Annotated in this window: 27 protein-coding genes; 16 read left to right on the top strand and 11 right to left on the bottom strand. The window is 34.2% G+C overall.

Annotated elements, in window-relative coordinates; genetic code table 11:
* Positions 1-2: 2 nt before the first annotated feature.
* The 13 genes from Q4566_RS12540 (at position 3) to tsaB (ending at position 10,937) form a co-directional block, all read left to right on the top strand.
* On the top strand, positions 3-584 hold the full coding sequence (locus Q4566_RS12540; RefSeq protein WP_303421665.1) for a cytochrome c oxidase subunit 3: 582 nt from the start codon (positions 3-5) through the stop codon (positions 582-584).
* 150 nt (positions 585-734) lie between these two features.
* Positions 735-1,718, top strand: coding sequence for a cytochrome c oxidase subunit 3 (locus tag Q4566_RS12535; protein ID WP_303421663.1), 984 nt, complete (start codon positions 735-737; stop codon positions 1,716-1,718).
* Between the two features lie 57 nt (positions 1,719-1,775).
* Positions 1,776-2,156, top strand: coding sequence for a cytochrome C oxidase subunit IV family protein (locus Q4566_RS12530; protein ID WP_303421661.1), 381 nt, complete (start codon positions 1,776-1,778; stop codon positions 2,154-2,156).
* A 123-nt stretch (positions 2,157-2,279) separates the two neighbouring features.
* Positions 2,280-3,002 carry a hypothetical protein gene (locus Q4566_RS12525; RefSeq protein WP_303421659.1) on the top strand — a complete coding sequence of 241 codons (723 nt, stop codon included), beginning with the start codon at positions 2,280-2,282 and terminating at the stop codon, positions 3,000-3,002.
* On the top strand, positions 2,989-3,732 hold the full coding sequence (locus tag Q4566_RS12520) for an SCO family protein (protein WP_303421657.1): 744 nt from the start codon (positions 2,989-2,991) through the stop codon (positions 3,730-3,732). The genes Q4566_RS12525 and Q4566_RS12520 overlap by 14 nt, the downstream gene beginning before the upstream one ends.
* Before the next feature lie 24 nt (positions 3,733-3,756).
* The gene (locus Q4566_RS12515) at positions 3,757-4,293 is read left to right on the top strand and encodes a DUF420 domain-containing protein (protein WP_303421655.1); all 537 of its coding nucleotides are present in this window, start codon (positions 3,757-3,759) and stop codon (positions 4,291-4,293) included.
* Between the two features lie 10 nt (positions 4,294-4,303).
* Positions 4,304-4,522 (top strand): hypothetical protein, encoded by a 219-nt coding sequence (locus tag Q4566_RS12510; RefSeq protein WP_303421653.1) that lies wholly within the window; start codon positions 4,304-4,306, stop codon positions 4,520-4,522.
* An 85-nt stretch (positions 4,523-4,607) separates the two neighbouring features.
* Positions 4,608-5,309: an ABC transporter ATP-binding protein gene (locus Q4566_RS12505; RefSeq protein ID WP_303421651.1), complete on the top strand. Its 702-nt coding sequence runs from the start codon at positions 4,608-4,610 to the stop codon at positions 5,307-5,309.
* Complete coding sequence (locus Q4566_RS12500; RefSeq protein ID WP_303421649.1) at positions 5,302-6,531, top strand: ABC transporter permease; 1,230 nt, start codon at positions 5,302-5,304, stop codon at positions 6,529-6,531. The genes Q4566_RS12505 and Q4566_RS12500 overlap by 8 nt, the downstream gene beginning before the upstream one ends.
* Positions 6,532-6,533: 2 nt before the next feature.
* Positions 6,534-7,778, top strand: coding sequence for an ABC transporter permease (locus Q4566_RS12495; protein ID WP_303421647.1), 1,245 nt, complete (start codon positions 6,534-6,536; stop codon positions 7,776-7,778).
* A 12-nt stretch (positions 7,779-7,790) separates the two neighbouring features.
* The gene (locus tag Q4566_RS12490; protein ID WP_303421645.1) at positions 7,791-8,921 is read left to right on the top strand and encodes an efflux RND transporter periplasmic adaptor subunit; all 1,131 of its coding nucleotides are present in this window, start codon (positions 7,791-7,793) and stop codon (positions 8,919-8,921) included.
* 2 nt (positions 8,922-8,923) lie between these two features.
* Positions 8,924-10,252 (top strand): TolC family protein, encoded by a 1,329-nt coding sequence (locus Q4566_RS12485; protein ID WP_303421643.1) that lies wholly within the window; start codon positions 8,924-8,926, stop codon positions 10,250-10,252.
* A 1-nt stretch (position 10,253) separates the two neighbouring features.
* Entirely contained in the window at positions 10,254-10,937 is a 684-nt protein-coding gene (gene tsaB / locus Q4566_RS12480) for a tRNA (adenosine(37)-N6)-threonylcarbamoyltransferase complex dimerization subunit type 1 TsaB (RefSeq protein ID WP_303421641.1), read from the top strand.
* Here tsaB and Q4566_RS12475 read toward each other — a convergent pair.
* From Q4566_RS12475 to Q4566_RS12465, 3 genes are all read right to left on the bottom strand, one after another.
* Positions 10,934-11,749: a mechanosensitive ion channel family protein gene (locus Q4566_RS12475; protein WP_303422038.1), complete on the bottom strand. Its 816-nt coding sequence runs from the start codon at positions 11,747-11,749 to the stop codon at positions 10,934-10,936. The two genes, tsaB and Q4566_RS12475, sit on opposite strands and share 4 nt — an antisense overlap.
* Positions 11,750-11,837: 88 nt before the next feature.
* Positions 11,838-12,194 carry a DUF1304 domain-containing protein gene (locus Q4566_RS12470; RefSeq protein WP_303421640.1) on the bottom strand — a complete coding sequence of 119 codons (357 nt, stop codon included), beginning with the start codon at positions 12,192-12,194 and terminating at the stop codon, positions 11,838-11,840.
* A gap of 64 nt (positions 12,195-12,258) precedes the next feature.
* On the bottom strand, positions 12,259-13,161 hold the full coding sequence (locus tag Q4566_RS12465) for a NifU family protein (RefSeq protein ID WP_303421638.1): 903 nt from the start codon (positions 13,159-13,161) through the stop codon (positions 12,259-12,261).
* A gap of 260 nt (positions 13,162-13,421) precedes the next feature.
* Between Q4566_RS12465 and Q4566_RS12460 the strand changes: the two genes are divergently transcribed.
* Positions 13,422-14,432 (top strand): type IX secretion system membrane protein PorP/SprF, encoded by a 1,011-nt coding sequence (locus tag Q4566_RS12460; protein WP_303421636.1) that lies wholly within the window; start codon positions 13,422-13,424, stop codon positions 14,430-14,432.
* A gap of 36 nt (positions 14,433-14,468) precedes the next feature.
* Entirely contained in the window at positions 14,469-14,984 is a 516-nt protein-coding gene (locus Q4566_RS12455) for a gamma carbonic anhydrase family protein (protein WP_303421634.1), read from the top strand.
* A 184-nt stretch (positions 14,985-15,168) separates the two neighbouring features.
* Here the strand turns inward: Q4566_RS12455 and murI are convergent, their stop codons facing one another.
* From murI to Q4566_RS12415, 8 genes are all read right to left on the bottom strand, one after another.
* Complete coding sequence (gene murI, locus Q4566_RS12450) at positions 15,169-15,948, bottom strand: glutamate racemase (protein ID WP_303421631.1); 780 nt, start codon at positions 15,946-15,948, stop codon at positions 15,169-15,171.
* A gap of 75 nt (positions 15,949-16,023) precedes the next feature.
* Positions 16,024-16,524 (bottom strand): OmpH family outer membrane protein, encoded by a 501-nt coding sequence (locus Q4566_RS12445; RefSeq protein WP_303421629.1) that lies wholly within the window; start codon positions 16,522-16,524, stop codon positions 16,024-16,026.
* A gap of 31 nt (positions 16,525-16,555) precedes the next feature.
* Positions 16,556-17,653, bottom strand: a complete 1,098-nt coding sequence (locus tag Q4566_RS12440; protein ID WP_303421627.1) for an OmpH family outer membrane protein — start codon at positions 17,651-17,653, stop codon at positions 16,556-16,558.
* A 133-nt stretch (positions 17,654-17,786) separates the two neighbouring features.
* Entirely contained in the window at positions 17,787-20,426 is a 2,640-nt protein-coding gene (locus Q4566_RS12435) for an outer membrane protein assembly factor (protein WP_303421625.1), read from the bottom strand.
* Complete coding sequence (locus tag Q4566_RS12430; protein ID WP_303422035.1) at positions 20,359-21,099, bottom strand: isoprenyl transferase; 741 nt, start codon at positions 21,097-21,099, stop codon at positions 20,359-20,361. Before Q4566_RS12430 ends, Q4566_RS12435 begins: the two co-directional genes overlap by 68 nt.
* A gap of 2 nt (positions 21,100-21,101) precedes the next feature.
* Complete coding sequence (locus Q4566_RS12425; RefSeq protein ID WP_303421623.1) at positions 21,102-21,791, bottom strand: DUF6089 family protein; 690 nt, start codon at positions 21,789-21,791, stop codon at positions 21,102-21,104.
* A 123-nt stretch (positions 21,792-21,914) separates the two neighbouring features.
* Positions 21,915-22,802, bottom strand: a complete 888-nt coding sequence (locus Q4566_RS12420; protein WP_303421621.1) for an NAD kinase — start codon at positions 22,800-22,802, stop codon at positions 21,915-21,917.
* A gap of 3 nt (positions 22,803-22,805) precedes the next feature.
* Positions 22,806-23,465: an acetoin utilization protein acuB gene (locus Q4566_RS12415; protein ID WP_303421619.1), complete on the bottom strand. Its 660-nt coding sequence runs from the start codon at positions 23,463-23,465 to the stop codon at positions 22,806-22,808.
* Between the two features lie 88 nt (positions 23,466-23,553).
* Between Q4566_RS12415 and Q4566_RS12410 the strand changes: the two genes are divergently transcribed.
* A complete protein-coding gene (locus tag Q4566_RS12410; protein ID WP_303421617.1) occupies positions 23,554-24,267 on the top strand; it encodes a pyridoxine 5'-phosphate synthase in 714 nt (237 codons plus the stop codon).
* The last annotated feature ends 136 nt before the right edge of the window (positions 24,268-24,403 follow it).

The raw sequence follows: 24,403 nt of genomic DNA, 5'->3' as shown, positions 1-24,403 counted from the left end.
CCATGGATTTAACGCAAGGAACTAAAGAAGAAAAAATTGGCAGAGCAAAAAAGATGATGCTCTGGTTTGGAATCATTTCATTAGTGATGTCTTTTGCTGGTTGGACCAGTGCATTCGTTGTGAGTAGTAGCAGACCCGATTGGTTAAAAGATTTTCAGTTGCCTAGTGCTTTTTTAATTAGTACGGCAGTTATTGTATTAAGTAGTTTTACTTTTATTTTAGCCAAAAAAGCACTTAAATCAGGTTCTTCAAAAGGAGCTATGTTGTGGTTGCTAACTACACTTGTTTTAGGAATTGTATTTATTTATAATCAGTTTTCAGGATTTCAACAAATTATTGATTTAGGATATAATTTTACTGGGCCAACAAGTAATGTAACTATGTCTTACATTTATTTAATAGCCTTAGTGCATATTATACACGTACTTGTCGGACTTATTTGTTTATTGGTTGTAATTTTTAATCAATTTAAACAGAAGTATAGCGCAACAAATATGTTAGGATTTGAATTGGCCGCTACTTTTTGGCACTTCATTGATATTCTATGGGTTTACCTCTTTTTATTTCTATACTTTGTAAGATAAAAGGATTCTTTTTTTGAAATTTTTGATAATTTTAACGATTAAACCTCAGGGAAACTGATATTTATCATAGTTTAAAATTTCAAGGTGTATATTTCGTCAGATGAATAAAATGATTATTTTTGTGCAACTTTTAAATAACAACCATTATATATGAGTACTACAGTTGTAAACGCTGGACCAGACAACCAGACTTGGACAGGGGGTAACGAGCCTTTAAAAGCAAGTTATGGTAAAATGATGATGTGGTTTTTCATCGTTTCAGATGCATTAACGTTTTCAGGGTTCTTAGCAGCCTATGGATTTTCAAGATTTAAATTTATCGATTCATGGCCTATCGCCGATGAAGTTTTTACTCACTTTCCATTTTTACACGGTGTAGATGCACCAATGTATTATGTGGCTTTTATGACGTTCGTACTTATTATGTCGTCTGTAACTATGGTACTAGCTGTAGATGCAGGTCATCATTTAAATAAAAGTAAAGTAACTATTTACATGTTCTTAACCGTTATAGGTGGTTTAATCTTCGTGGGTTCTCAAGCTTGGGAGTGGAATACATTTATTAAAGGTGAGTACGGTGCTGTAAAAACAAAAGGTGGTAACATTTTACAATTTGTAGATACTGAAGGACATCGTGTTGCAATTGGTGATTTTGCCATTGCAGATGCACATGCTGAACGTGTTCAACAAGAGAATAAAAATGGTTTATGGTTTGTTTCTGAAGGAACATTACCAAGTTTTACTGTTGAAGAAGTATTAAGCGGTTTAAAAGCTAATGATAACGTTTTGGTTAGAACTCAAAAGTTAACCGAAGAAGGTCATAAAACTGTTTTATCTAGAGATGAATCAATTAAATTAATCCAAACTTACGGCGTAAAGGTTGTTGAGGGGGCTAATCTACAAGAGAACGAATATGGTTCTCCGTTATTTGCCGACTTCTTTTTCTTCATTACAGGGTTTCACGGATTTCACGTATTTTCAGGGGTGATTTTAAATATCATTGTTTTCTTCAACGTAGTTGTTGGAACTTACGAAAAACGTAAAAGTTATGAGATGGTTGAAAAGGTTGGTTTATACTGGCACTTTGTAGATTTAGTTTGGGTATTTGTATTTACATTCTTCTACCTAGTTTAATAATTAATATTTTTTGTCATTTCCTTGTAGAAGGAAATCTTTTAAATCATAAAAAAAATGGCACACGAACATAAATTAGAGATTTTTAGAGGCGCATTAAAATTCAAATCAAATACTCAAAAAATTTGGGGAGTTTTAATATTCTTAACCATTGTTACGGTAATCGAAGTAATTCTAGGTATTATTAAACCAGAAATTTTAATGGGTCAAGTTTTAGGTATGAAAGCTTTAAACTGGATTTTTATCATTCTAACCATAGTTAAAGCTTATTACATTACTTGGGATTTTATGCACATGCGTGATGAAACTCCAGGATTAAGACGTGCTGTAGTTTGGACAGGAATCTTCTTAATTGCTTACTTAGTATTCATCTTATTACAAGAAGGTGGTTATGTATTCGATGTATACGATAACGGATATATCAAAACAGATTTTTAAAGATATTGTTTGTACCCATTTCAGGTACAGATTAAGTGTTAAATAAGGATGTAAAGGTGGTTTTTTAACCACCTTTTTCTATTTTTGCGGCGGCGTAAAAGCAAATAAAAAGACTATTATTCAATGGATTATAAAAAAGTAAGTAGATACGTGATTTTAGCAGTGCTATTCTTTCTTCCAGTGACTTTTCTGTTGTTTTTATATCCAGCCACACATAATTATCAACCACTTGATATCGTGAACGAATCGGTTATAGATTTAGAGCAATTCACTTCAGATACTGAAGAGAAAGTGCTTTTAAAAGACCATATTACGATACTTGGCTTTTTAGGAGAAAACCCCATAAATCAAACTATTGCGGCATCTAACTTAAAAGAACTGGTTTACGACAAGTTTAAGGGTTTTAAACGCTTTCAAATAGTTATTCTTATGCCTCAAGGCACGGAAGATGCTGTAAAGGATTTAAAAGCCGAAATTAGCTCTTATGAAGATTTAAGATTCTGGCATTTTGTTTTCGGAAAGCCAAGCGATATAAAGCGTGTGTTTTTTAGTTTGAAAAGTAGAGAAGACTTGAAACCAGATTTATCTACCGATTATATTTTTATTGTCGACAAAGACTTAAACCAACGTGGTCGTTTAGACGATAGAACCGATAGAGAGCTTGAAAAAAACAAACCGGTTTACACTTTAAATGCCTACGATTGTATTGAAGTTGCTGAAATTAAAAATAAAATGAGCGACGATTTGCGTATTGTTTTTACCGAGTACAGACAAAAACGAAAAGGCGAATTTAATTCGGATACCAGACGTGCTAACGATTTAAATACTCAAGATGAAGAAAAATAATTATTCATACATAGGCATAGCGTTCATTATTCTTGTTTTCGGAATTCTTTTTATTCCGAAAATTGTAGATAGAATTACTAATAAAGATGTGATAAGAAATGAGAGTAGAAGTGATTTGGCTTCAGAAAAAACTGGAAACATTTCAGATTTAAGTTTTATTGAAATCAATGGAGAAGCTAAAAAAGTGCCTGCGTTTTCATTTACCGATCACAAGGGAAAAACCATAACGAATAAAGATTACGAAGGCAAAGTTTATGTGGTAGAATTCTTTTTTACAACCTGCCCAACAATTTGTCCGCGTATGAATGCCAACCTGATTCAAATTCAAAATGCCTTTGAAGGTTTTGATGATTTTGGCGTTGCATCATTCACCATAAATCCAGATTATGATACCCAGGAGGTTTTAAACGCTTACGCGGAAACTTATGGCATTACAAACCCCAATTGGCATTTAATGACTGGCGATAAAGAAGCCATCTATAAATTATCGAATGAAGGTTTTAATTTATATAGTGCTGAAGACGCCGATGTGGTTGGTGGTTTTGAACATTCAGGGAATTTTGCACTAATTGATAAAAATGGTTTTATCCGTTCAAGAAAAGATGAATTCGGAAACCCTATTATCTATTATCGAGGTGTGGTTTCAGAAAAAGAACAAATTGATGAAGATGGCGTTCAAGAAGAAATTAGTGCTCTAAAAGCTGATATTAAAAAATTACTAAACGAATAAATAGAATAACCGAGTCCCAATATCATGAGTCAAGAACAACAAGTATTAAACGAAAAGAAATACAACAAGTTAATTATCGCTTTGTCTGTGCTTATTCCTGTGGTCGTTGCTGTTTTGTTCGGCGTAAAAATACCTAATGTAGAACCTTTGTCTTTTTTGCCTCCAATTTATGCTTCAACAAACGCGCTTACAGCTTTAATTTTGGTTTTTGCATTTATAGCCATTCAGAAAAAAAATGTAAAACTTCACAAGCAACTCATGACCACAGCTATGGTGCTTTCAGCATTGTTCTTGGTGATGTACGTCGCTTATCACATGACCAGTGATTCTACGAAGTTTGGTGGCGAGGGCTTTGTGAAGTATATTTATTATTTTATATTAATAACACACATCATTTTATCTATTGTTGTGATTCCTTTTGTACTCATTACGTTTGTTAGAGGGATTACTAATCAGGTAGAAAGACACAAGCGAATCGCAAGAATTACATTTCCGTTATGGTTGTATGTTGCTGTCACTGGTGTTATTGTATATATCATGATTTCACCGTATTACGTTTAAGTTATTTTATATGAAAACACGTCTTGTTATATTCGTTTTTACGCTTTTTAGTTTTGTTCAAGGGCATGCACAGTGTGCCATGTGTCGCGCTGTTTTAGAAAGTGAAGAAGGGCAATCAACCGCTGAAGGTATTAACGACGGTATTGTGTACCTTATGGCTTTCCCTTATATTTTAGTAGCGGGCATGATTTATTTTGTATATAAGAAATATAATACGTTAAAGAAATAACAATTAATTTTTTTACTAATAATTGTAACATTTCTTTGTGTAGTTAGTCTTATTGTAAAGCTATTACCAAAAACCACTTTAAGAAATGTTGAAAATTAACCAACTCCATAAATCCTATAAAATTGGAGATTCCAGTTTGCATGTGTTAAAAGGTATTGATCTTTCTGTTGAAGAAGGTGAAATGGTTGCCATAATGGGATCTTCAGGTTCTGGAAAATCAACATTACTCAACATTATTGGTATGCTTGATGAAGCCGACGAAGGTGAATATATTCTTGACGGCCTACCCATAAAAAATCTTACCGAGAAAAAAGCAGCCGTTTATAGAAATAAGTTTTTAGGGTTTATTTTTCAATCTTTCAACTTGATAAACTATAAAAATGCCTTAGAAAATGTCGCGTTGCCATTATACTATCAAGGTTTAAAGCGTAAAGAACGCTTAGAAAAAGCATCATATCACTTAGAAAAAGTTGGTCTTTCTGCGTGGGGGCACCATTTACCAAAAGAACTTTCCGGAGGACAAAAACAACGTGTTGCGATTGCCAGAGCTCTAGCCGCAAATCCAAAATTACTTTTAGCCGATGAACCTACTGGGGCTTTAGATACTAAAACGTCTCATGAAATTATGGCCTTTATTCAGCATTTAAATGATGAAGGAAAAACCATTTTAATGGTAACGCATGAGGAAGATATAGCCAATATGTGTAAGCGTATTGTACGATTACGTGATGGAATCATTCTGGAAGACACTAAAGTAAATCAGGTAAGAGCAGAGCAATATGTTTGATATAGATCTTTGGCGCGAAATATTTCAGAGTATCAATAAAAACAGAACGCGAAGTTTAATGTCTGGTTTTACCGTAGCTTTTGCCATTTTACTTTTTGCGATTTTATTTGGTATTGCAAATGGTTTGAAAAACACATTTAAAGAAGCTTTTGGTACCGATGCTAACAACTCCATCATTATTTTTCCAGGAAAAACAACTAAGGCTTATAAGGGGCTTCAGGCAGGTAGGAAAATTCAATTTAAGAATGAAGATAGAGCGTTAATAAAAGAAAAGTATGGTGATAAAGTGCAGTTTATTACTTCAAAAGTAAATAAAAGTATTAGTGCTTCTTTTAGAGGAAAAAAGAATGATTATGAACTTCGTGGCGTTTATCCTGAATATATGTTTATCGAGAATAATGTCGTTAAATCAGGGCGCTACATCAATCAAAATGACCTAAATAACAACGCCAAAGTTGTTGTTATAGGTAAAGTTGTAGAAGATGAATTGTTTTACAAGGAAAATCCGATAGGAAAGTATATCAACCTTAGTGGAATTCAATATAAAATTGTTGGAGTGTTTACCGATGATGAAGGTGATAGTGAGGAGAGTGTTATTTACATGCCCATTACCACAACTCAATTTGTATATGGGAATAATGATTTTGTAGATTTATTACATTTAACTTATAACCCTGAAATGAGTAATGACCAAGCTCTAGCCTTTGGTAATTCCATCACAAAAGTTTTAAAAGACAAATTTGATGTAGCGCGGGATGATCAACGTGCCATTAGGATGTGGAACATGGCTGAAGGTACTAAGCAGGTCGAATTAATGACTACAAGTTTAACGATGATCATTTTGGTTATAGGTTTCGGAACCTTAATTGCGGGAATTGTGGGTATAAGTAATATCATGATTTTTGTTGTGAAAGAACGTACTAAAGAAATAGGCATACGAAAAGCACTAGGAGCTACACCGCGCTCCATTATATCCATCATTTTAATTGAATCTATTATTATCACAACCATAGCTGGATATGTTGGACTCCTCTTAGGTGTTGGGGTCTTAGAACTTGTTGGCCCGAGTCTAGAAGTTTACTTTATAAAAGACCCAGGAGTTAGTAATAGTTTGGTTTTTGGAGCCACGCTTACTTTGATTATTGCCGGAGCCATTGCAGGTTATTTACCAGCAAAAAAAGCATCACAGATTAAACCAATTATAGCCCTAAGAAACGATTAATTATGCTTAGATTTTTATTCGATAGAGATACCTGGCAAGAAGTTTTCGATAGCTTAAGTAAAAATAAACTTAGGTCTATTCTTACTATGGTTGGTGTTTGGTGGGGTATCCTGCTTTTAATTGGTTTGTTGGGTTCGGCTAGAGGACTAGAAAACTCATTTAACAGACTCTTCGGAAGCTTTGCTACAAACAGTGTTTTTGTATGGGGTCAAAGTACGGGAATGCCTTTTAAAGGTTTTCAAGAAGGCAGACGCGTAAAATTATCACTTACCGATGCTAAAAAAATAGAAGATAATGTTGAAGGCATAGAGTTTGTACTTCCTAGGAGTCAGCAGTCCACTATAATTACTAGAAACTTCTTATCAGGTAGTTTTCAAATGGCAGGCGACTATCCTTTGCTAGATCAATTACAGAAGAAAAAGTTAATTCATGGACGTTTTATTAACCAAAATGATATAAACGATAGGAAAAAAATCGCTGTCATTTCTGAAGACGCTTACAAGCAGCTTTTCGAAGTAGATGAAGATCCTATTGGAAAATACATTGAAGTTAACGGTATCAATTTTAAGGTGGTCGGTATGTTCGAAACTGGTAATGTTAATATGGGACCTTCAACAGATGTTCATATACCATTTACTACTTTTCAGCAAATATATAACCGCGGTGATGAAATTGGATGGATGATGATTACAGGAAAACCGGAATATAACATCAAGCAGATAGAAGAAGATTCTAAATTGTTATTAAAGAACTTAAATCACATTCACCCAGATGATTCCAGAGCTTTTGGTAGTTTTAATCTAGGGAAGGAGTTTGCTAAAATGACGGGCTTTTTAACAGGAATGCAGTTTTTAACTTGGTTTGTTGGGATTGCCACCTTAATAGCAGGTGTTTTTGCTATTGGAAATATCCTTTTAATTACTGTTAAGGAACGTACCAAGGAAATCGGACTAAGAAGAGCGTTAGGCGCTACACCTTTCGAGATTAAAAGACAAATTGTAGTGGAGGCCGTTTTTATCACATTAGTAGCAGGATTGTTCGGAATCATATCAGGAGGCTGGATATTAATTGCATTGGATCACTTTTTCGGCCAAGGCGATGATGCAGCTATCGTGAATGCCTCGGTGTCTATAGGTGTTGTTTTTGCAGCACTACTCATACTCGTTATTTTAGGAACATTAATAGGCTTAATTCCAGCAACTAAGGCCACCAGCATAAAACCAATTGAAGCATTAAGAGAAGAATAAATTAGCAACACAATGAATAAAACCGTAAAAATTATTTTAGCCATAGTAGTTATCGTACTATTAGCTTTTGTATTAAAGTATTTTAAAGATTCCAACTCAAAAGATATTACAGAATACAAGGTGGAAGAGCCATTTTACACGTCTATAAATACCAAGGCTGTGGCTACAGGAAAGTTAAATCCAGAGGAGGAGATTGAACTAAAACCTCAAATTTCTGGAATTGTAGATGAAATTAAGGTAGAAGAAGGTGATATCGTAAAAAAAGGTGATTTAATTGCTACAATTCGCGTGGTGCCTAATGAACAAAATTTAGTAAGTGCAAAAAGTAGAATTGCGACCGCTAAATTGTCTTTTGAAAATTCGAAAATCTTATACGATAGAAATAAGAGCTTGTTTGATAAAGGTGTAATTTCAAAACAAGATTTTGAGAATAGCGAATTATCTTTCATGCAAGCCAAAGAGTCTTATCAACAGGCACAAAATGATTATCAAATTATTAAACAAGGATCTGTTTCTGGCGGAAATTCTGCAAATACCAGTATTGTTGCACAAATTTCGGGTACTATTTTAGAGATTCCTGTTCGCGAAGGAAATCAAGTTATTGAAAGTAATAACTTCAATGACGGAACAACCATTGCCACGATTGCCGACATGAGTAAAATGATTTTTGAAGGTAAAGTTGATGAAGCTGAAGTAGGGAAAATACAAGAAGGTAAAGCCATTAAAGTGGTGTTAGGGGCAATTCAAGATAAAGAATACCCTGCAAAATTAACTTTTGTTGCACCTAAAGGTGTTGAAGAGAATGGTGCCGTTCAGTTTACAATTAAAGCCGATGTAGAAATTGATTTAAAATCGAATATTAGGGCGGGGTATAGTGCCAATGCAGAAATTGATTTAGAAAATAAGGAAAAAGTCTTGGCTATTCGTGAAGCTCTTTTACAGTATAACCGCATCACTGAAAAACCTTTTGTTGAAATTTTAGACGGTGAGAACAACTACAAAAAAGAAGATGTTGAATTGGGTTTATCTGATGGTATCAATGTTGAAATCGTAAAGGGCGTAAAAGAAGGTGATAAGATAAAAGTATGGAATAAGGCTTCAGAGGATAATGAAGAAGAAGGCAAAAAAGGTAAGAAACATTAATTATGAAAGTACTAAAAAATAAAATTATAGTAGGTTTTCTTTTAGCTGCTTCGGTTTCTTTTGCGCAACAAAAAATTTGGACGCTTCAAGAATGTGTTGATTATGCCTTAGAGAACAATATTACTGTAAAGCAAGGACAAAATAATTTATTACAAAACGAACAAGATGTCATTGCTGCTAAAGGTCAGTTTTTACCAAGTGTAAGCGGAAGTATGGGGCACAGTACGACTTTTGGTAGCGAAGAGGTGTTCTCTGGACAGTTTGTAAATAGAACATCAAATAGTACCAATGTTGGTATTGGCTTAAATCAGACTATTTTTAATGGGTTTAGACTAACCAATTTGTATAGACAATCCAAGTTGAGTTTAGAAAGCAATCAGTTAGAGCTTGACCGCATAAAAGATGATATTTCATTAAATGTGGTTAATGCCTATTTGAATGTGCTTTTTAATAAAGAACGTTTAGAAATAGCAAAGGCGCAACAAGCTTTTAGCACCAACCAATTAATTCAGGTTAAAGACTTGGTAGAGGCAGGGGTGCAACCAAGAGCTAATATTTACGATGCTGAAGCTACTGTAAGTTTAGATGCTCAGGAAGTGACTTTGGCAGAGAACAATTATAATTTAGCGCTATTAAGTTTATCACAGCTTTTACAAGTGTCTTATAATGGTTTTGAAGTGGCTGTTATGGATGTTGATTTACCGTCTAGTACTTTACTTTATAATGATGTTCAGCCGGTTTTAGACTATGCCTTAGAAAACAGAAATGAAATTAGAGTAGCCGAAAAAAACATTGAAATTGCACAATTGAATTCAGAGATTTCTAAGAGTGGATATTACCCGAGTGTTACAGGTGGTTATAATTTTGGTTCAAGCGCCTTCTTTTCGAATCTAACAGATGACGAGCCGGCTTTTTTTGATCAACTTGACTCTCAGAAATCTAATGGATTCCGAGTAAGCGTTAACATTCCAATATTTTCTAGGTTTGAAAATAAAACGAATGTTGCAAAGTCGAAAATTGATGAAGAAAATAGTTTGTTAAATTTGAACCAAGCTAAAATTGATTTAGAATCTAATATACAACGCGCTTTTACCGATGCCCAAGGCGCTTTTAAATCTTATGTGGCGTCTAAAAAGGCGTTAGAAGCTCAGGAAATTGCCCTTGAAAACACAAAAGAACGTTTTAATGCAGGTATTATTACGTCTTTTGATTTAGAACAATCACGTGTGAAATATGTCAATGCGCAGTCTTCTTTAATAAATGCAAAATATGATTTTGTTTTTAAGACAAAAGTTTTAGACTTTTACATGGGAAAACCAATAACAGATTAATTTGAACACTTACATACTTAATATTGAAACTGCAACAACGAATTGTTCGGTATCACTTTCTAAAGACGGCGAAACTATAGTTTTAAAAGAGGATAACGATGAAAATTATTCTCATGCTGAACGTTTACATGTTTATATTGATGCGGTTTTAAAAGAAGAACAAATAACGTCCAAGGAGCTTGCAGCCGTATCTGTAAGTAAGGGACCCGGTTCTTACACCGGTTTGCGTATTGGGGTTTCTGCGGCCAAGGGATTATGTTATGGTTTAGATAAGCCTTTAATTTCTGTGCCTACTTTAGAAGCATTAGCACATCAAGTTAAAGCAGAAGAAGGTGGCGTTATTGTAGCTATGTTAGATGCCAGGCGTATGGAAGTTTATTCAGCTATTTACAATTCTGATTATAAAGAAATACGCGAAACGCAAGCTGAAATTTTAGACGAAAGCGCTTTTTGTGATTATCTAGATAAAGGTCTGGTTTATTTTGTTGGTACTGGTGTAGAAAAAACAAAAACACTTATTAAGCACCCCAATGCAAGGTTTGTAGAAGGTAAATTACCGTCGTCAAATGATATGGGTGCTATCGCTAATAGTAAGTATAAAAAAAGCGACACCGAAGATGTCGCTTATTTTGAACCTTATTACTTAAAAGATTTTGTGGCTTTAAAGCCGAAACCAAAGTCTTAAGCTTCTTTATGAATTTCAACTTGGTGTGGGTAAGGAATTTCAATTCCAGCCGCATCAAGTGCTTCTTTTACGTTTTCAGTAACATCGAAATAAACCGTCCAGTAATCTCCAGAGGCACACCATGGTCTTACTGCAAAATTAATTGAGCTGTCTGCTAATTCTAAAACATTCACCGTTGGCTCAGGGTCGTTTATTACTAAAGGATGTGCTTTTAAAACGCCCATTAAAACCTCTTTGGTCTTTTTAATATCTGCTGCATAATCAACGCCAAAAACTAAGTCCACACGACGTGTTCCTGCAACAGTATAGTTTACAATGTTCCCGTTAGATAACGAACCGTTAGGAATGATGATTTCTTTATTAGATAAACCAGTAAGTTTAGTTGTAAAAATGGCAATTTCTTTTACGCCACCAATTTCTCCTTGAGCTTCAATTAAATCACCTACTTTAAATGGCTTAAAAATCATAATTAAAACACCACCAGCAAAATTAGATAACGAACCTTGCAATGCTAAACCAATAGCTAAACCTGCGGCAGCAAGAATGGCAGCAAATGAAGTGGTCTCTACACCTAAAGTGCCTAGAACGACAATTATTAAAACGATTTTTAAAGCCCACCCCGCAAGATTGGTTAAGAAACCCTGTAGACTCTCATCGTAATTGCCTTTGGCCATTACAGTTCTAATACCTTTTAATAGTTTTGAGATTATCCAAGACCCTATAATCCATATGACTATAGCTCCAAGGAGTTTAAGTCCGTACTCTAGTGCTAAATCTAGCCATTTTTCAATATCAATTTCTTCGAATTCCATCATGTTGTTTAAAATTAAGTTTAGTTCAAAAATATTAACAATTATGAACAATTCATCTATTAAATGATGAAAAAATGGTTAAGATTTACTAAAAAAAGGTAAAAAACAAAAAAACAAGTATAGCAGGTAGGGCTTGTACAAAAAGGATGACCTTATTTTTCGTAGAATAAAAGCCATAAATTCCGGCAATAAAAATACAAAAAAGAAAAAAAGAGGCGATTCTTAAATTACTTTCAAAAATTGAAAACAATAAGCCCGCAGCTAAAAAACCATTATATAAACCTTGGTTTGCGGCTAACACTTTTGTTTTTTTAGCAAATTCCTGCGATTCTAACTTAAAGGCTTTAATGCCCTTTGGCTTATCCCAGAAAAACATTTCTAGAATTAAAAAGTAAAAATGTAATAAGGCAATTATAGTGATAAGAACGGCTGTAGTAATAGTCATATTGTCGTATTTGATTTGAAAATAGCGCACAAAAAAAACGCTCCAGTAAAGGAACGCTTTTTTATTATCCGTTAATAGCTTCAACCATAGATACTTTTCCTGGAAGCATTTCTTTTAGCATGTTTTCAATCCCACTTTTTAGAGTATAGGTAGAAGATGGACAACCACTACAAGCGCCTTGTAATAACACGCTTACATTTTTTGTTTCAGCATCATAGGAGATGAATTGAATATTACCACCATCACTAGCCACAGCAGGTTTAACATATTCTTCAAGAATATTAATAATTTCTTTTGAAGTATCGTCTAAGGAGTCAAAGTGAGTATCCAATTGCTCGTTTGATTTCTCAAGACTTTCAGCAGCATTTGGAGCTACAATTTCTTTCCCGTTTTCAATATAGGTTTTAATAAATTCACGTACTTCTACGGTTATATCTTGCCATTCGGCCATGTCGTATTTTGTAATAGATACGTAGTTTTCGTCTAAAAACACACTCTTTACAAACGGAAAATGAAATAACTCAGTCGCTAATGGCGATAATTTAGCTTCGTCAATAGATGTAAATTCAAAAAGCGCATTGACTATCTTTTTGTTTGCCACAAACTTCATTACAGAAGGGTTTGGAGTGCTTTCCGCATAGACGGTAACAGGTACCTTTTTAGGTGCCGCTGTGTCTTCCACAACAATACCGCCATCATTAAGATAGGCTTCAATTTGTTCGGCAACTTCATCTTGTACGTCATTCCATTCTACGATATTATAACGTTCAACAGCGATAAAATTTCCAGATATATATACCTTTTTAACAAAAGGCAAATAAAATAATTGTTGGGCTAAAGGCGATGTTTTGGCTTCATCTATATTATTAAATTCGAAACTTTGGTGCTGTGTAATAAAGTGATTGACTTCAAATTTAACAATCGCATTATTGGTCGTTTCTTGTACGGAAACCTTGAAAGTGTTCATTTTGTTTGTTTTTGGCAAAAATACTAAAAGTAAACAAGAGATATTAATATATTTGAATCGGTTTTAACTTTAAGAAAATCAAAATAATAGACTTTTGTGGACTTAGTTGTTTTTTGTTTAAGTTAAAACTCAAGAAGGCAACCAATAATAAGTATATGTGTAGTGGTTTAATCTGTTAAAATCAGAAACATAGGAAGACGACTACAATTAAATTACTATGTTTGTTAACTATTTTAACTAACCACCTACTTAACTATATTATGAAATTAAAATTGTTCATTGTTACCTTTGTTGCTCTACTAAGTGCTCAGGTTATTTACGCCCAAGAGGGCATGCCCATATATGCTGATTATTTAAGTGATAACTATTACTTGATTCACCCCTCAATGGCTGGCGCCGCAAATTGTGCTAAAATTAGAGTGACGGCTAGACAACAGTGGTTTGGACATGAAGATGCTCCAAAATTATTAACACTGAGTGTAAATAGTAAACTAGGGGAATCTCAATCTGCTATTGGTGGTATTGTTTACGCGGATAAAAATGGCTATCATTCTCAAAAAGGTGGATACCTAACATACGCGCACCATTTAATGTTTTCTAGAAGTGCTACCGACTTGAATATGCTTTCATTCGGTTTAAGTGCTGGATTTATTCAATATCAATTGGATGAGTCAGAATTCTTAAATGATATTCCAGTTCTTGACCCTAATATTGATGGCATTGTTCAGAGTGATACGAACTTTAATCTTGATTTCGGATTTTCATACCACTATTTAGATTTTTATGCTCATGCAACCGTAAAAAATTTACTTAATAACTCAGGTGTTAATAACGATCTTCAAATTACTAGTAATTTAAGGCGTTTTTTATTGTCTGCCGGTTACGTGTATAATAAATTTGGAAGCTCATGGGCCTTTGAACCTTCTGTGTTATATCAGTACAAATCTGGAACCAAAGAAAGTATTATCGATATTAATGCTAAGGCATATAAAAGTATGGATTTCGGCCAATTTTGGGCGGGTTTATCATACAGACAAAGTTTAGATGGTGCTGAATACTTAACCGATTCTGGAGGTGTAAATAGTCAGAAACTTAATCAAATAACACCAATTGTTGGTGTTAATTACAATCAGTTTATGTTTGCCTATACCTACACTTATCAAACAAATGATGTGGTTTTCACTAATGGCGGATTTCATCAATTATCTTTAGGGTATAATTTCAATTGTGCTCCTAAACGTTATGAGTGTCATTGTCCCGCAGTAAATTAAAAGCTATCTTTGTGACCTCACTAAAATAATTGATTTATGCCAGTATTAATGCCAGTAAACGGAAAATCTCCACAAATACCAGAAGATTGTTTTATCGCTGAAAATGCGACCATTGTTGGTGATGTCACTATGGGTAATCAAGGTAGTATTTGGTTTAGCGCCGTGATACGTGGTGACGTGAACTATATTAAAATGGGCAACAAAGTTAATGTTCAGGATGGTGCAGTTATTCACGCGACTTACTTAACTGCTCCAACTAATATTGGAAACAACGTTTCTATTGGTCATAATGCTTTAGTTCATGGTTGTACGATACATGATAATGTTCTTATTGGTATGGGGAGTATTGTTATGGATGGCTGCGTGGTTGAAAGCAATAGTATTATTGCCGCAGGAGCCGTAGTTACTAAAAATACCAGAGTAGAAGCGGGTAGTATTTATGCTGGTGTGCCAGCGAAGAAAGTAAAAGATATTAGTGAAGCACTCATTTCTGGTGAAATAAACCGTATTGCCGATAATTATATTAAATACTCCAGTTGGTTTAAGGAGTAAAATCTAAGCATATATTTAGTTTGGGCGTTACCACAAGGGTCGCGTCTTCCGCTATATCTTTTTGTGCCTTTCTTTTTAATGAATCCCTGTAAATATAATGTTATTGAATCTATACTTTGGTTTGGAGATATTTCAGGATTAGCACAAAAAGGATGCCGCTGCAACCGCTAACGCAAGCTATATTCTAAAAATCGAGATAAGAAACCTTTTGTGACTCACCTAAAAGAGAAGCCATAACTTCGGGCTTTCGGTTAGTAAAAAAATCAGTTTTACCTAAAATTGAACTTTCATTTAGTAAGTTATGATGCTCTAAAACGGCTTTGGTTTGCCTGGCGACCGCCTCACCAGAATCAATTATTTTTATATGCTCAGGTAAAAATTCTATTAATAAAGGAATGAGATACGGATAGTGGGTGCAGCCTAGAACCAAATAGTCTATGCCGGCTTCTATCATAGGATTTAAATAGATTTTTAGAAGCGCTTTCATTTCATCAGTATATAACTTTCCACTTTCAATAAGTTCCACAATACCATGACCTTCTTGCTCAAGAATGTTCGCATTATTGGCAAATAAATGGGACGTTTTATGAAACAATTCACTGCTTAATGTGCCTTTCGTGGCTAGTATACCAATAGTATGTGTTTTACTTTGTAATGCGGCAGGCTTGATGGCTGGTTCGATACCTATAAAGGGCAAATCATACTTCGATCTAAGATAATCAATAGCATTCGTTGTGGCGGTGTTACAAGCCACTACAATGAGTTTACAGCCTTTATTGATTAAGTATTCAGTATTTTTAATACTAAGGTCCATAATAGCTTCTTTCCCTTTAGGACCATATGGCGCATTGATACTATCGGCAAGATAGATCATGTTTTCATACGGTAGAAGCGTTTGGATTTCTTTCCAAATGGAAGTCCCTCCTACACCAGAATCAAAAATGCCAATTGGTTGTGTGTTCATTGTTTAACAAAAATAAAAAAGCCGCCCATTAAGGCAGCTTTTTTTATAGTTTATTTTGAAATCTAATCTTATTAATTAGATGCCCATTTTTTTCTTTACGTCAGCTAAGATGTCTTTTCCATCTGCAACGATTACAGATGCTCTGTCAAGGACATATTGGTATCCTTGTGCTTTTGCAACTTCTTGGATAGCTTTCATTGCTTTTTCTTGAATTGGTTTAAATAATTCAGCTTCTTTTTTAGCGATGTCTTGTTGTGCATCAGATCTAAATTGTTGAATACGTTGTTGCTTTTCTTGTAACTCTAAACCTCTTTTTTGGTTTTCTTCATCTGTTTTAGTTGCAGCTTCAGCTTCGTATTGTTTAACTGTATTTTGGTACTCTGTAATTGAAGCTTGAATATCAGTTTGGTAAGTTTTACCTAAAGTTTCAATTTCAGTTTGAGCAGCTTTAGCTTCAGGCATTGCAGCAATTAACTCCTGGGTGTTTATATGAGCAATCTTGCTTTGTGCTTGTGTAAAACTAACTGTTACAATACATAATGCAGTTGCTAAAAATAGATTCTTTAATTGTTTCATTTTAAATAGTATTAATTGTGTTATAAATTGATTATTTGTTTTGGTTTATACTGTCATTTACGCGTTGGCGTTCTTCTAATATTTTTCGTTTTCTTTCTTCTAATTCTCTTTTTCTAGCTTCACGATCGGCTAACTTCTTTTGTCTATTCTCTTCTATGAGTTGCTCTCTAGTTTTCGTTTCAGGAGCGTTATCTTTTGGAGTCTCACTTTTTAAAGCTTCAGAGTTTGGTGTTTCTTCTTGTGGAGTGACACCATTTCTTTCATCAATTTTAGCTTGTTGAGCTCTTTCTCTTTCCTCTATAATTTGCTGACGTCTTTCGGCTGCAGCTTGCTTTTTCGCTTCTCTAGTAGTTAAGGCAGCTTGTCTACGTGCATCAACAATACTATCGCGTTCTGTTCTTTTATCCTCTAAAGCTTGTTCTCTAGCATCTAGTTCTTCATTAATTTCAGGAATTAATTCCTCTTCTTCTGCTGCTCTACGTTGAGCTCTGTTTTGTGCTTGATTTCTCTTAGCAGATCTAGTAATGCTTCTTAATATCTGTTCACTTAAATCATAACGTTTTGCAGAAAAGAGCATCGTTGCGTCAGAAGATTTATCAAAAATAAAGTCATATTTTTTACCTTCAGCAATGTCTTGTACTGCAGCGAAAATTTGATCTTGAATGGGCTGCATGAGCTGCTTTTTTTGTATAAACAAATCACCGTTTGGGCCAAATCGCTTTTGTTGATAATCTAATATTTCACTTTCTTCAAAGTCGATATCCTCCTCACGTTCATGAATAAGTTCTTCTGTTAAAAGTACTTTTTCGGTGGTAAGATCTTTTCGTTTTTGTTCAACAGCTTTTAGTTTTTCATGGATTTCATTTTTCCATTTTTCAACTTTTTGATTCAATTGGTTTGAAGCTTCTTGATATTCAGGTACATTTTCTAAAATATACTCCGTATCGATATAGCCTATCCTAACGCCACGTTGTGCATGTGATGTTATGCTGCTTGCGGTAAAAATTAATATCAGTAAAAAAAGAACGTTGTTATTAATGTATTTCAACATGTTTCTATTATTGGTAACACGCAACGGGCTTATGTTGTTTTTATTAAGGTTTACTTTTTTTAACAAGGCTCGTTTCATTTGGTTAATGTTTAGTATTTGGTTTTTAGAATACAATCTTCAAAATTAACGAAATATAATCTTAAAAATTTTAATTCACATGCAAAACATTAAAGTGTTATTAGAAAATACCGTGCCAAAATAATATTAACTATTAAAATTGTTGTCCAATAATGAAATGCGTTTCCCAACCGTGGCTTACCGTTGTTCCAGGTAAAGCATCGAAGCCATAACCGAAATCTATACCTAATAATCCAAATGCTGGCATGAATATTCTAAGTCCTACACCAGCGGATCTATATAAATCGAATGGGTTATAGTCTTTAAAATTATCATATGATGCACCTGCTTCAGCAAAACCTAAAACAAATATTTTAGCAGATGCTTTTAAGGTAATTGGGTAACGTAATTCTAAAGAGAACTTGTTATAAATGGTTCCTCCATCTTGTCCTGATAAGGAGTTGTCTGGATAACCACGTAATTGTACGTTTTCTCTTCCGTCTAAGCTATAGTTTCCTAAACCAGAACCTCCAACGAAGAAACGTTCAAAAGGAATGACACCTCTATCATTGTTATAAGCTCCTAAGAATCCAAACTCTGTACTTGGCCTTAAAACCAAATCTTTAGTGATTTGTGTATACCACTCACCTTTGAATTTGACCTTATAAAACTCTAACCATTTGTAACGTTCTTGATCTATTTCTGAAATTCTGTCATTAGCAGCTAATACTTCATCAGGGTTGCTGTTCACATCATTTCTAATGACATCATTTTCATCCCTTTCGTTTTTAAGGGCTTCATAATCTACGTTATTAAGTGCTGAATACGGTAATGTAAGTTTAGCACTAACAGAGAAACTAGAGCCTCCTGTTGGATAAATAGGGTCTACACTAGTGTTGTTTCTTGTTAGTCCGATGGTGTATGATAAGTTGTTTGAGTAACCGTCGCCAAATTCAAATAATCCGGTATTGTAATTATTTAAGTCGTAGCGTTGGTAACCAATAGCTTGCGACAATGTGAAGAAATCATCTGGGACACTAAGTCGTTTTGCCAAACCGAATGTGATACCTGTAATGTTAAAACTTCTACTTTTGTCAACAGAATAATCAGTGAAATCCTGTCCGAATTGTTTTGTATGCGATAATGACGCCGAAAATTGAACGGGCTTTTTACCGCCTAACCAAGGTTCTGAAAACGAGAAGCTATAGGTTTGATAGAATTGACTAGCTTGTAAACGCAGTGCTAATTTCTGTCCATCACCCATTGGAATTGGCTTGTAGGCGTCCTTTTTAAAGATGTCTTTAATTGAAAAGTTATTAAATGATAAACCAAGTGTACCGATAAAGCCACCCCCACCATAGCCACCTTGTAATTCAATCTGGCTTGATCCTGTTTCTTTTACCGAATATTCCATATCGATAGTTCCTTCAACAGGGTTTGGGTTAAGGAAGTTTGGTGATAATTCTTGAGCATCGAAAAAGCCTAATTGACCAAGTTCTCTTACCGTACGTACTACATTTGCTTTACTGTATAATTCCCCTGGACGCGTACGTATTTCTCGATAAATTACGTGATCGTTGGTCTTGTCGTTTCCTACTACAGTAACACTATTAAAATATGCTGGTTTCCCTTCTGAAATTCTGATTTCTGTATCAATAACATGGTTTTCAACGTTAACTTCAACAGAGTTTACGCTGGAGAATAGATACCCATTGTTTTGATATTGATTGGTAATATCAAAAGCGTCTGGTTTAGAGTTGTCTGCAATACGTTCTTGTAATAATATACTGTTGTAAGTGTCACCTTTGTTTATGCGAAGTAGTCTTTTTAAATAAGCATCGGAATAAACGGTGTTACCAATAAAGGTAATTTCACCAAATTTGTACTGTTCGCCTTCAGTAACATTAATTTCAAGAGAAATTGTTTTATCGTCGTTTACAATTAAACTGTCGGATAGAATTCGTGCATCTCTATAACCATTCTTTTTATAGGTGTCAATAACATGACCTAAATCGGCTTGATACGCAGAATCAATAAATTTTGAACGTTTCCAAACACGAAGAAAATTTTTCTTCTTTGTGCTTTTCATACTGGCACGAAGTTTTTTATCTTCTAAAACTTCATTACCAAAAAAGGTAATGTCTTTAATTTTTACTTTTTCACCTTTATCAATATTTAAAACCATATTAACTCTAGGCGTTGTCATAGAGTCTTTTACTTCGAGGGTATTAATATGAATCTTGGTGTTATAAAATCCTTCTTTTTTATATTTTTTGGTTAGGAAATTTTTGGTAGTTGTAATTAAGTTTTCAGTTACTTTTACCCCATTATTAAGGTTGTTTTCTTTGATTATATCTTCTTTCTTACCTTTTTTAACACCATTAATTTTTAGATCATTAAGTTGCGGTAAGTCAGATAACCTAATTTCAATAGAAACAACGTTACCTTCTACCTTTGTAACATAAACTTCGATATCGTTAAATAACTTAGAGCCCCACAGCTTTTTAATGGCATTACTAATTTCCTCACCTGGAACAAATATTTCTTTGCCTTTGCTTAATCCAGAGTAAGTAATTATAGTTTGTTCGTTAAAAGAGGTGTTTCCGGCTACGGTAATTTCACCTAAAACGTACTTCGTGTTAGGGTCTTGAGCCTCAGCATTAAAGCAACCTATAAAAAGAATTATAGAAGTACAATATTTCAAAAATGTTAATATAGAAGTTCTATTAACTAAGTTGGTCACTAGTTTTCCCAAATCGTCGTTCTCTTTTTTGATATTCAATAATAGCTTCATACAAATGTTGTCTGGTAAAATCTGGCCATAAGACACTTGTAAAATGTAATTCGGCGTATGCAATTTGCCATAATAGAAAATTACTTATGCGTTGTTCTCCACTGGTTCTGATAAGTAAATCCACGTCTGGCAAATTTTGCGTGTAAAGATGCTCATTAATAATTGATTCATCAATATTTTCGGGCGAAATTATATTATTTTTAACTTTAATGCTAATTTCTTTTACCGCGTTTATGATTTCATCTCTAGAACCATAGCTTAAGGCGAGAGTGAGCGTCATTCGTGTATTATCCTTTGTATTTTCTATAACCTCAGATAATTCTTTAAAAACTTTTTTGGGCAATGAATTTAGGTTGCCAATAGCGCAAAGTTTGATGTTATTTTTCTGAAGTGTTTTTAGTTCTTTTGTCAATGAAGAAACTAAAAGCTTCATTAGTGTTTTTACTTCTAATTTTGGTCGGTTCCAATTTTCTGTAGAAAAAGCGTAGAGTGTTAGGTTTTCAATACCAAGTTCGGCACATGCTTCAACAGTTGTTCTAACCGATTTTGTGCCATTTTCATGGCCAAAAGCACGCATCATTCCTTGTTGTTTTGCCCAACGTCCATTTCCATCCATGATGATGGCAATGTGTTTAGGTAAGGTATTGGTTAGTATTTTATTTTTTAAATCCATTTTTATTTTACGCAATAACACGGGTTTTCCCCAAAAGTATATGTTAGGGTAAAACCTGAAAACATGTACCAGTCGTTATTGTTTATATTTCCTATTTGATATTGCGGCTTTATAGCGTCTGATTTTGGCATGCTGCCATCAATTTCGTCTGAAAAAGTATATCGCGCACCCACTTCAACCCCTATAACAAAGTTGCCAATAATTCTAGCTTTTATACCTAAAGCTATTGGTATTCCAAAAGCCCAACTTGATTCACCTTCAGATGTTTGTGAGCCATTTAAGTAATAATAATTTTCATGACGTGCAGAGCTTATTCCTGTATATATATACGGTGTCCACACTTTTTCTCCAGAATGTAAATCGAAATCGATGAATGTAAACTCCATACCTGCAGAGATTTCTAGTAAGTTAGAATCGAAATCATAATCTCTTTGAATACGTCTTGGGTCATCAGATTCAGAATCGTATGCCTTAAGATCAGAATAAATTATTGATGCCCTCCAAGAATACCTGCTGCTTCTATTCCAACGGTATAATAGACCCAGAGCAGGTGCGTTTGGTGCAATATAATCTGTAGCACCAATATCTCCAATTAAATTACTGCCTCCTGCAAAGGCTCCAATTTCGTGTATTTGAGCTTGGCCAAATTGGATACTTAATATGCTTATTATCAATAGGGTTAAATGCCTCATAAAAATTCAAAAGTTTGCAAATATAATAAATTAGATTAGTTTGTAGTACATTGAGCTAAAATGTCTTAATGTAAAACAGCATTTCTTAATAATTATTGCTTTTATAGGAATAGATTAGTTAGGTTAGTTGTTTCGGTTATCTTCACCCCAAAGTAATTTTTTTCGCAAGGTAATTAGGAAACTTTCATCTAAAAGATCAATCATTTTTATCTTGAAATCGGCTTTTTTAATTTTAATTAAAGTACCGTTATCCAAAGTAGCGATTCTGGAATCTAAGGAGACTAAATGATTTTCTTCACGACCACTAACTCTTAAGTGAACTTCTGTAGAATCTGGAATGATTAAAGGACGAGCGCTTAAATTGTGTGGGGCAATCGGGGTAAGGACAAAGCTATTCGTACTCGGTGTAATAACAGGGCCTCCGCAGCTTAAAGAATAACCTGTAGAACCTGTTGGGGTAGAAAGGATTAGCCCATCACTCCAATACGATGTGAGGTATTCACCATCTAAATGGGTTTCAACAGTAATCATGGAAGTTGTGTTTTTTCTGCTCACTGCCACTTCGTTTAAAGCAAAACTTAAAGAAGCGATGTCTTCGTTTTTTGGAGAGGTTTCTACCGAAAGTAAGCTCCGTTGCGATATTTTATAATTACCATCAATAATATTTTGCATAGCACTTTCAATAACATCCACTTGAATAGTTGCCAGAAAACCTAAGCGTCCAGTATTTATACCTACAATAGGAATATCGATATCTTTTACGAAAGTAATGGCTCTTAAAATGGTACCGTCTCCACCAATACTCACCAAGAAATCAAAAGAAGTATCTAAAGATTCAAAGGTTTTAAAGGAACTGAAATCATTTATTTTTGCAGATTCCTTTTTTATAATCTTGAAAAATTCAGTTTCAATATAAGCATCAATGTTTTTTTTCAAGAGATAATTAAATAATCTTTCTACTGAAACAGATGTATTTTTATTGTAAAATCGTCCGAAAACGGCAACTTTCATATATTAAATATTTAAGTATTTTTTTAAATAATCTGAACGCTCTTTTAGGCTTTCAATATAGCCATCTTCTTCGTGTCCAGACACGATATTGTAACTGTATCTTCTAAAAGTTTGAATGATATCTGTTAATCCTGTTTGACCAATTTTTAAAGTAACTTGTGTTAAATCGGTATTCATTTTTGAAATAAAAGCCCCTAATATTTTTCCACCATTAGATTCTACTATTTGGCTTACTTCACTAAAGGAATAATCATTCGTACCTTTTTCAATGACTAAAACGCCTCCTGCCTCTGTGAAAAATGGAGATTCACTAAATAAACTGATAATGTCATTTAACTCGTAATATCCTAAATAGTCGTTTTTCTCATTAAGTACAGGCATGATATTCGTGGAATTCGTAGCAAACACCTCCAAAACATCTAGCCAAAGTGTGGTGTCGCGAACAAAAAAGTTTTCCAATGAATATTTGTACTCAGCCAAAGGTTTTTCTTTTTCAAAACAATAGGCGTCAGCTTCAGAAAAAGTACCTAAATAGATACCGTTTTCATCTTTAATAGGTATGTGTGAAAAGGTAAGCTGATTAAATAGTAATTGCAAATCACGCACGTTACTGCTTATGTTTAGCGGTTTTATATCGTTTATGATGAATTCTAAAAGTTTCATGATTCCTGCTGAATTGGACTGCAAATTAATCAAAAAAAAAGTATGTTAGGCTGTTCTACTTTGTATTTTTGTTTTTTAAAATGTATTTATGACAAAGTTAAGTGTTAATATCAATAAGATCGCAACCTTAAGAAATTCCCGTGGTGGCGATGTGCCTAACGTCGTGCAATTTGCAAAAGATGCACAGCGTTTTGGTGCCGAAGGGATTACCATTCACCCAAGGCCAGATGAGAGACATATTCGTTATCAAGATGCCCGCGATTTAAAACCAGAAGTGTACACCGAATATAATATTGAAGGTAATCCTGTAGAATCTTTCTTGAAATTAGTGTTGGAAGTAAAACCTACTCAGGTAACACTAGTTCCAGATGCTGAAGATGCCATTACTAGTAATGCTGGTTGGGATACCATTAAACACAAAGACTTTCTGGTTGATGTTATTAAGGAATTTAAAAATAACGGGATACGTACTTCTATTTTTGTCGACCCTGTTTTGGAGCAAATTGAAGGCGCTAAATTAACAGGAACCGATCGTATTGAATTATACACCGAGGTCTTTGCGCACCAGTATAGCTTAGGGAATAAAGCCGCGATTCAACCTTATATTGAAAGCGCACAATTAGCTAGTAAATTAGGATTAGGTCTTAATGCAGGGCACGATTTATCATTAGAAAATATTAAGTTTTTTAAAGATGAAATTCCTAACTTGTTGGAGGTTTCTATTGGGCATGCTTTAATTACTGAAAGTTTGTATTTAGGTGTAGAGAACGTGATTCAAATGTATTTGAATAAGCTGAAGTAAGGTGTGCGTTACGTCATGCCGAACTTGATTTGGCATTTCAATAGTTTTGCATCTCAATAATTGACGATGAGACCCTGAATTAAATTCAAGGTGACGGGCAAAAAATAAAAAAAGAAATTGAAATTGTTTTTCGCTT

Origin of the sequence: Tamlana sp. 2_MG-2023 (genome assembly GCF_030548465.1) — a bacterium.
Lineage (GTDB): Bacteria > Bacteroidota > Bacteroidia > Flavobacteriales > Flavobacteriaceae > Pseudotamlana.
The sequence above is the reverse complement of the archived record's forward strand: the minus strand, read 5'-3'. Positions and strand labels throughout refer to the sequence as shown.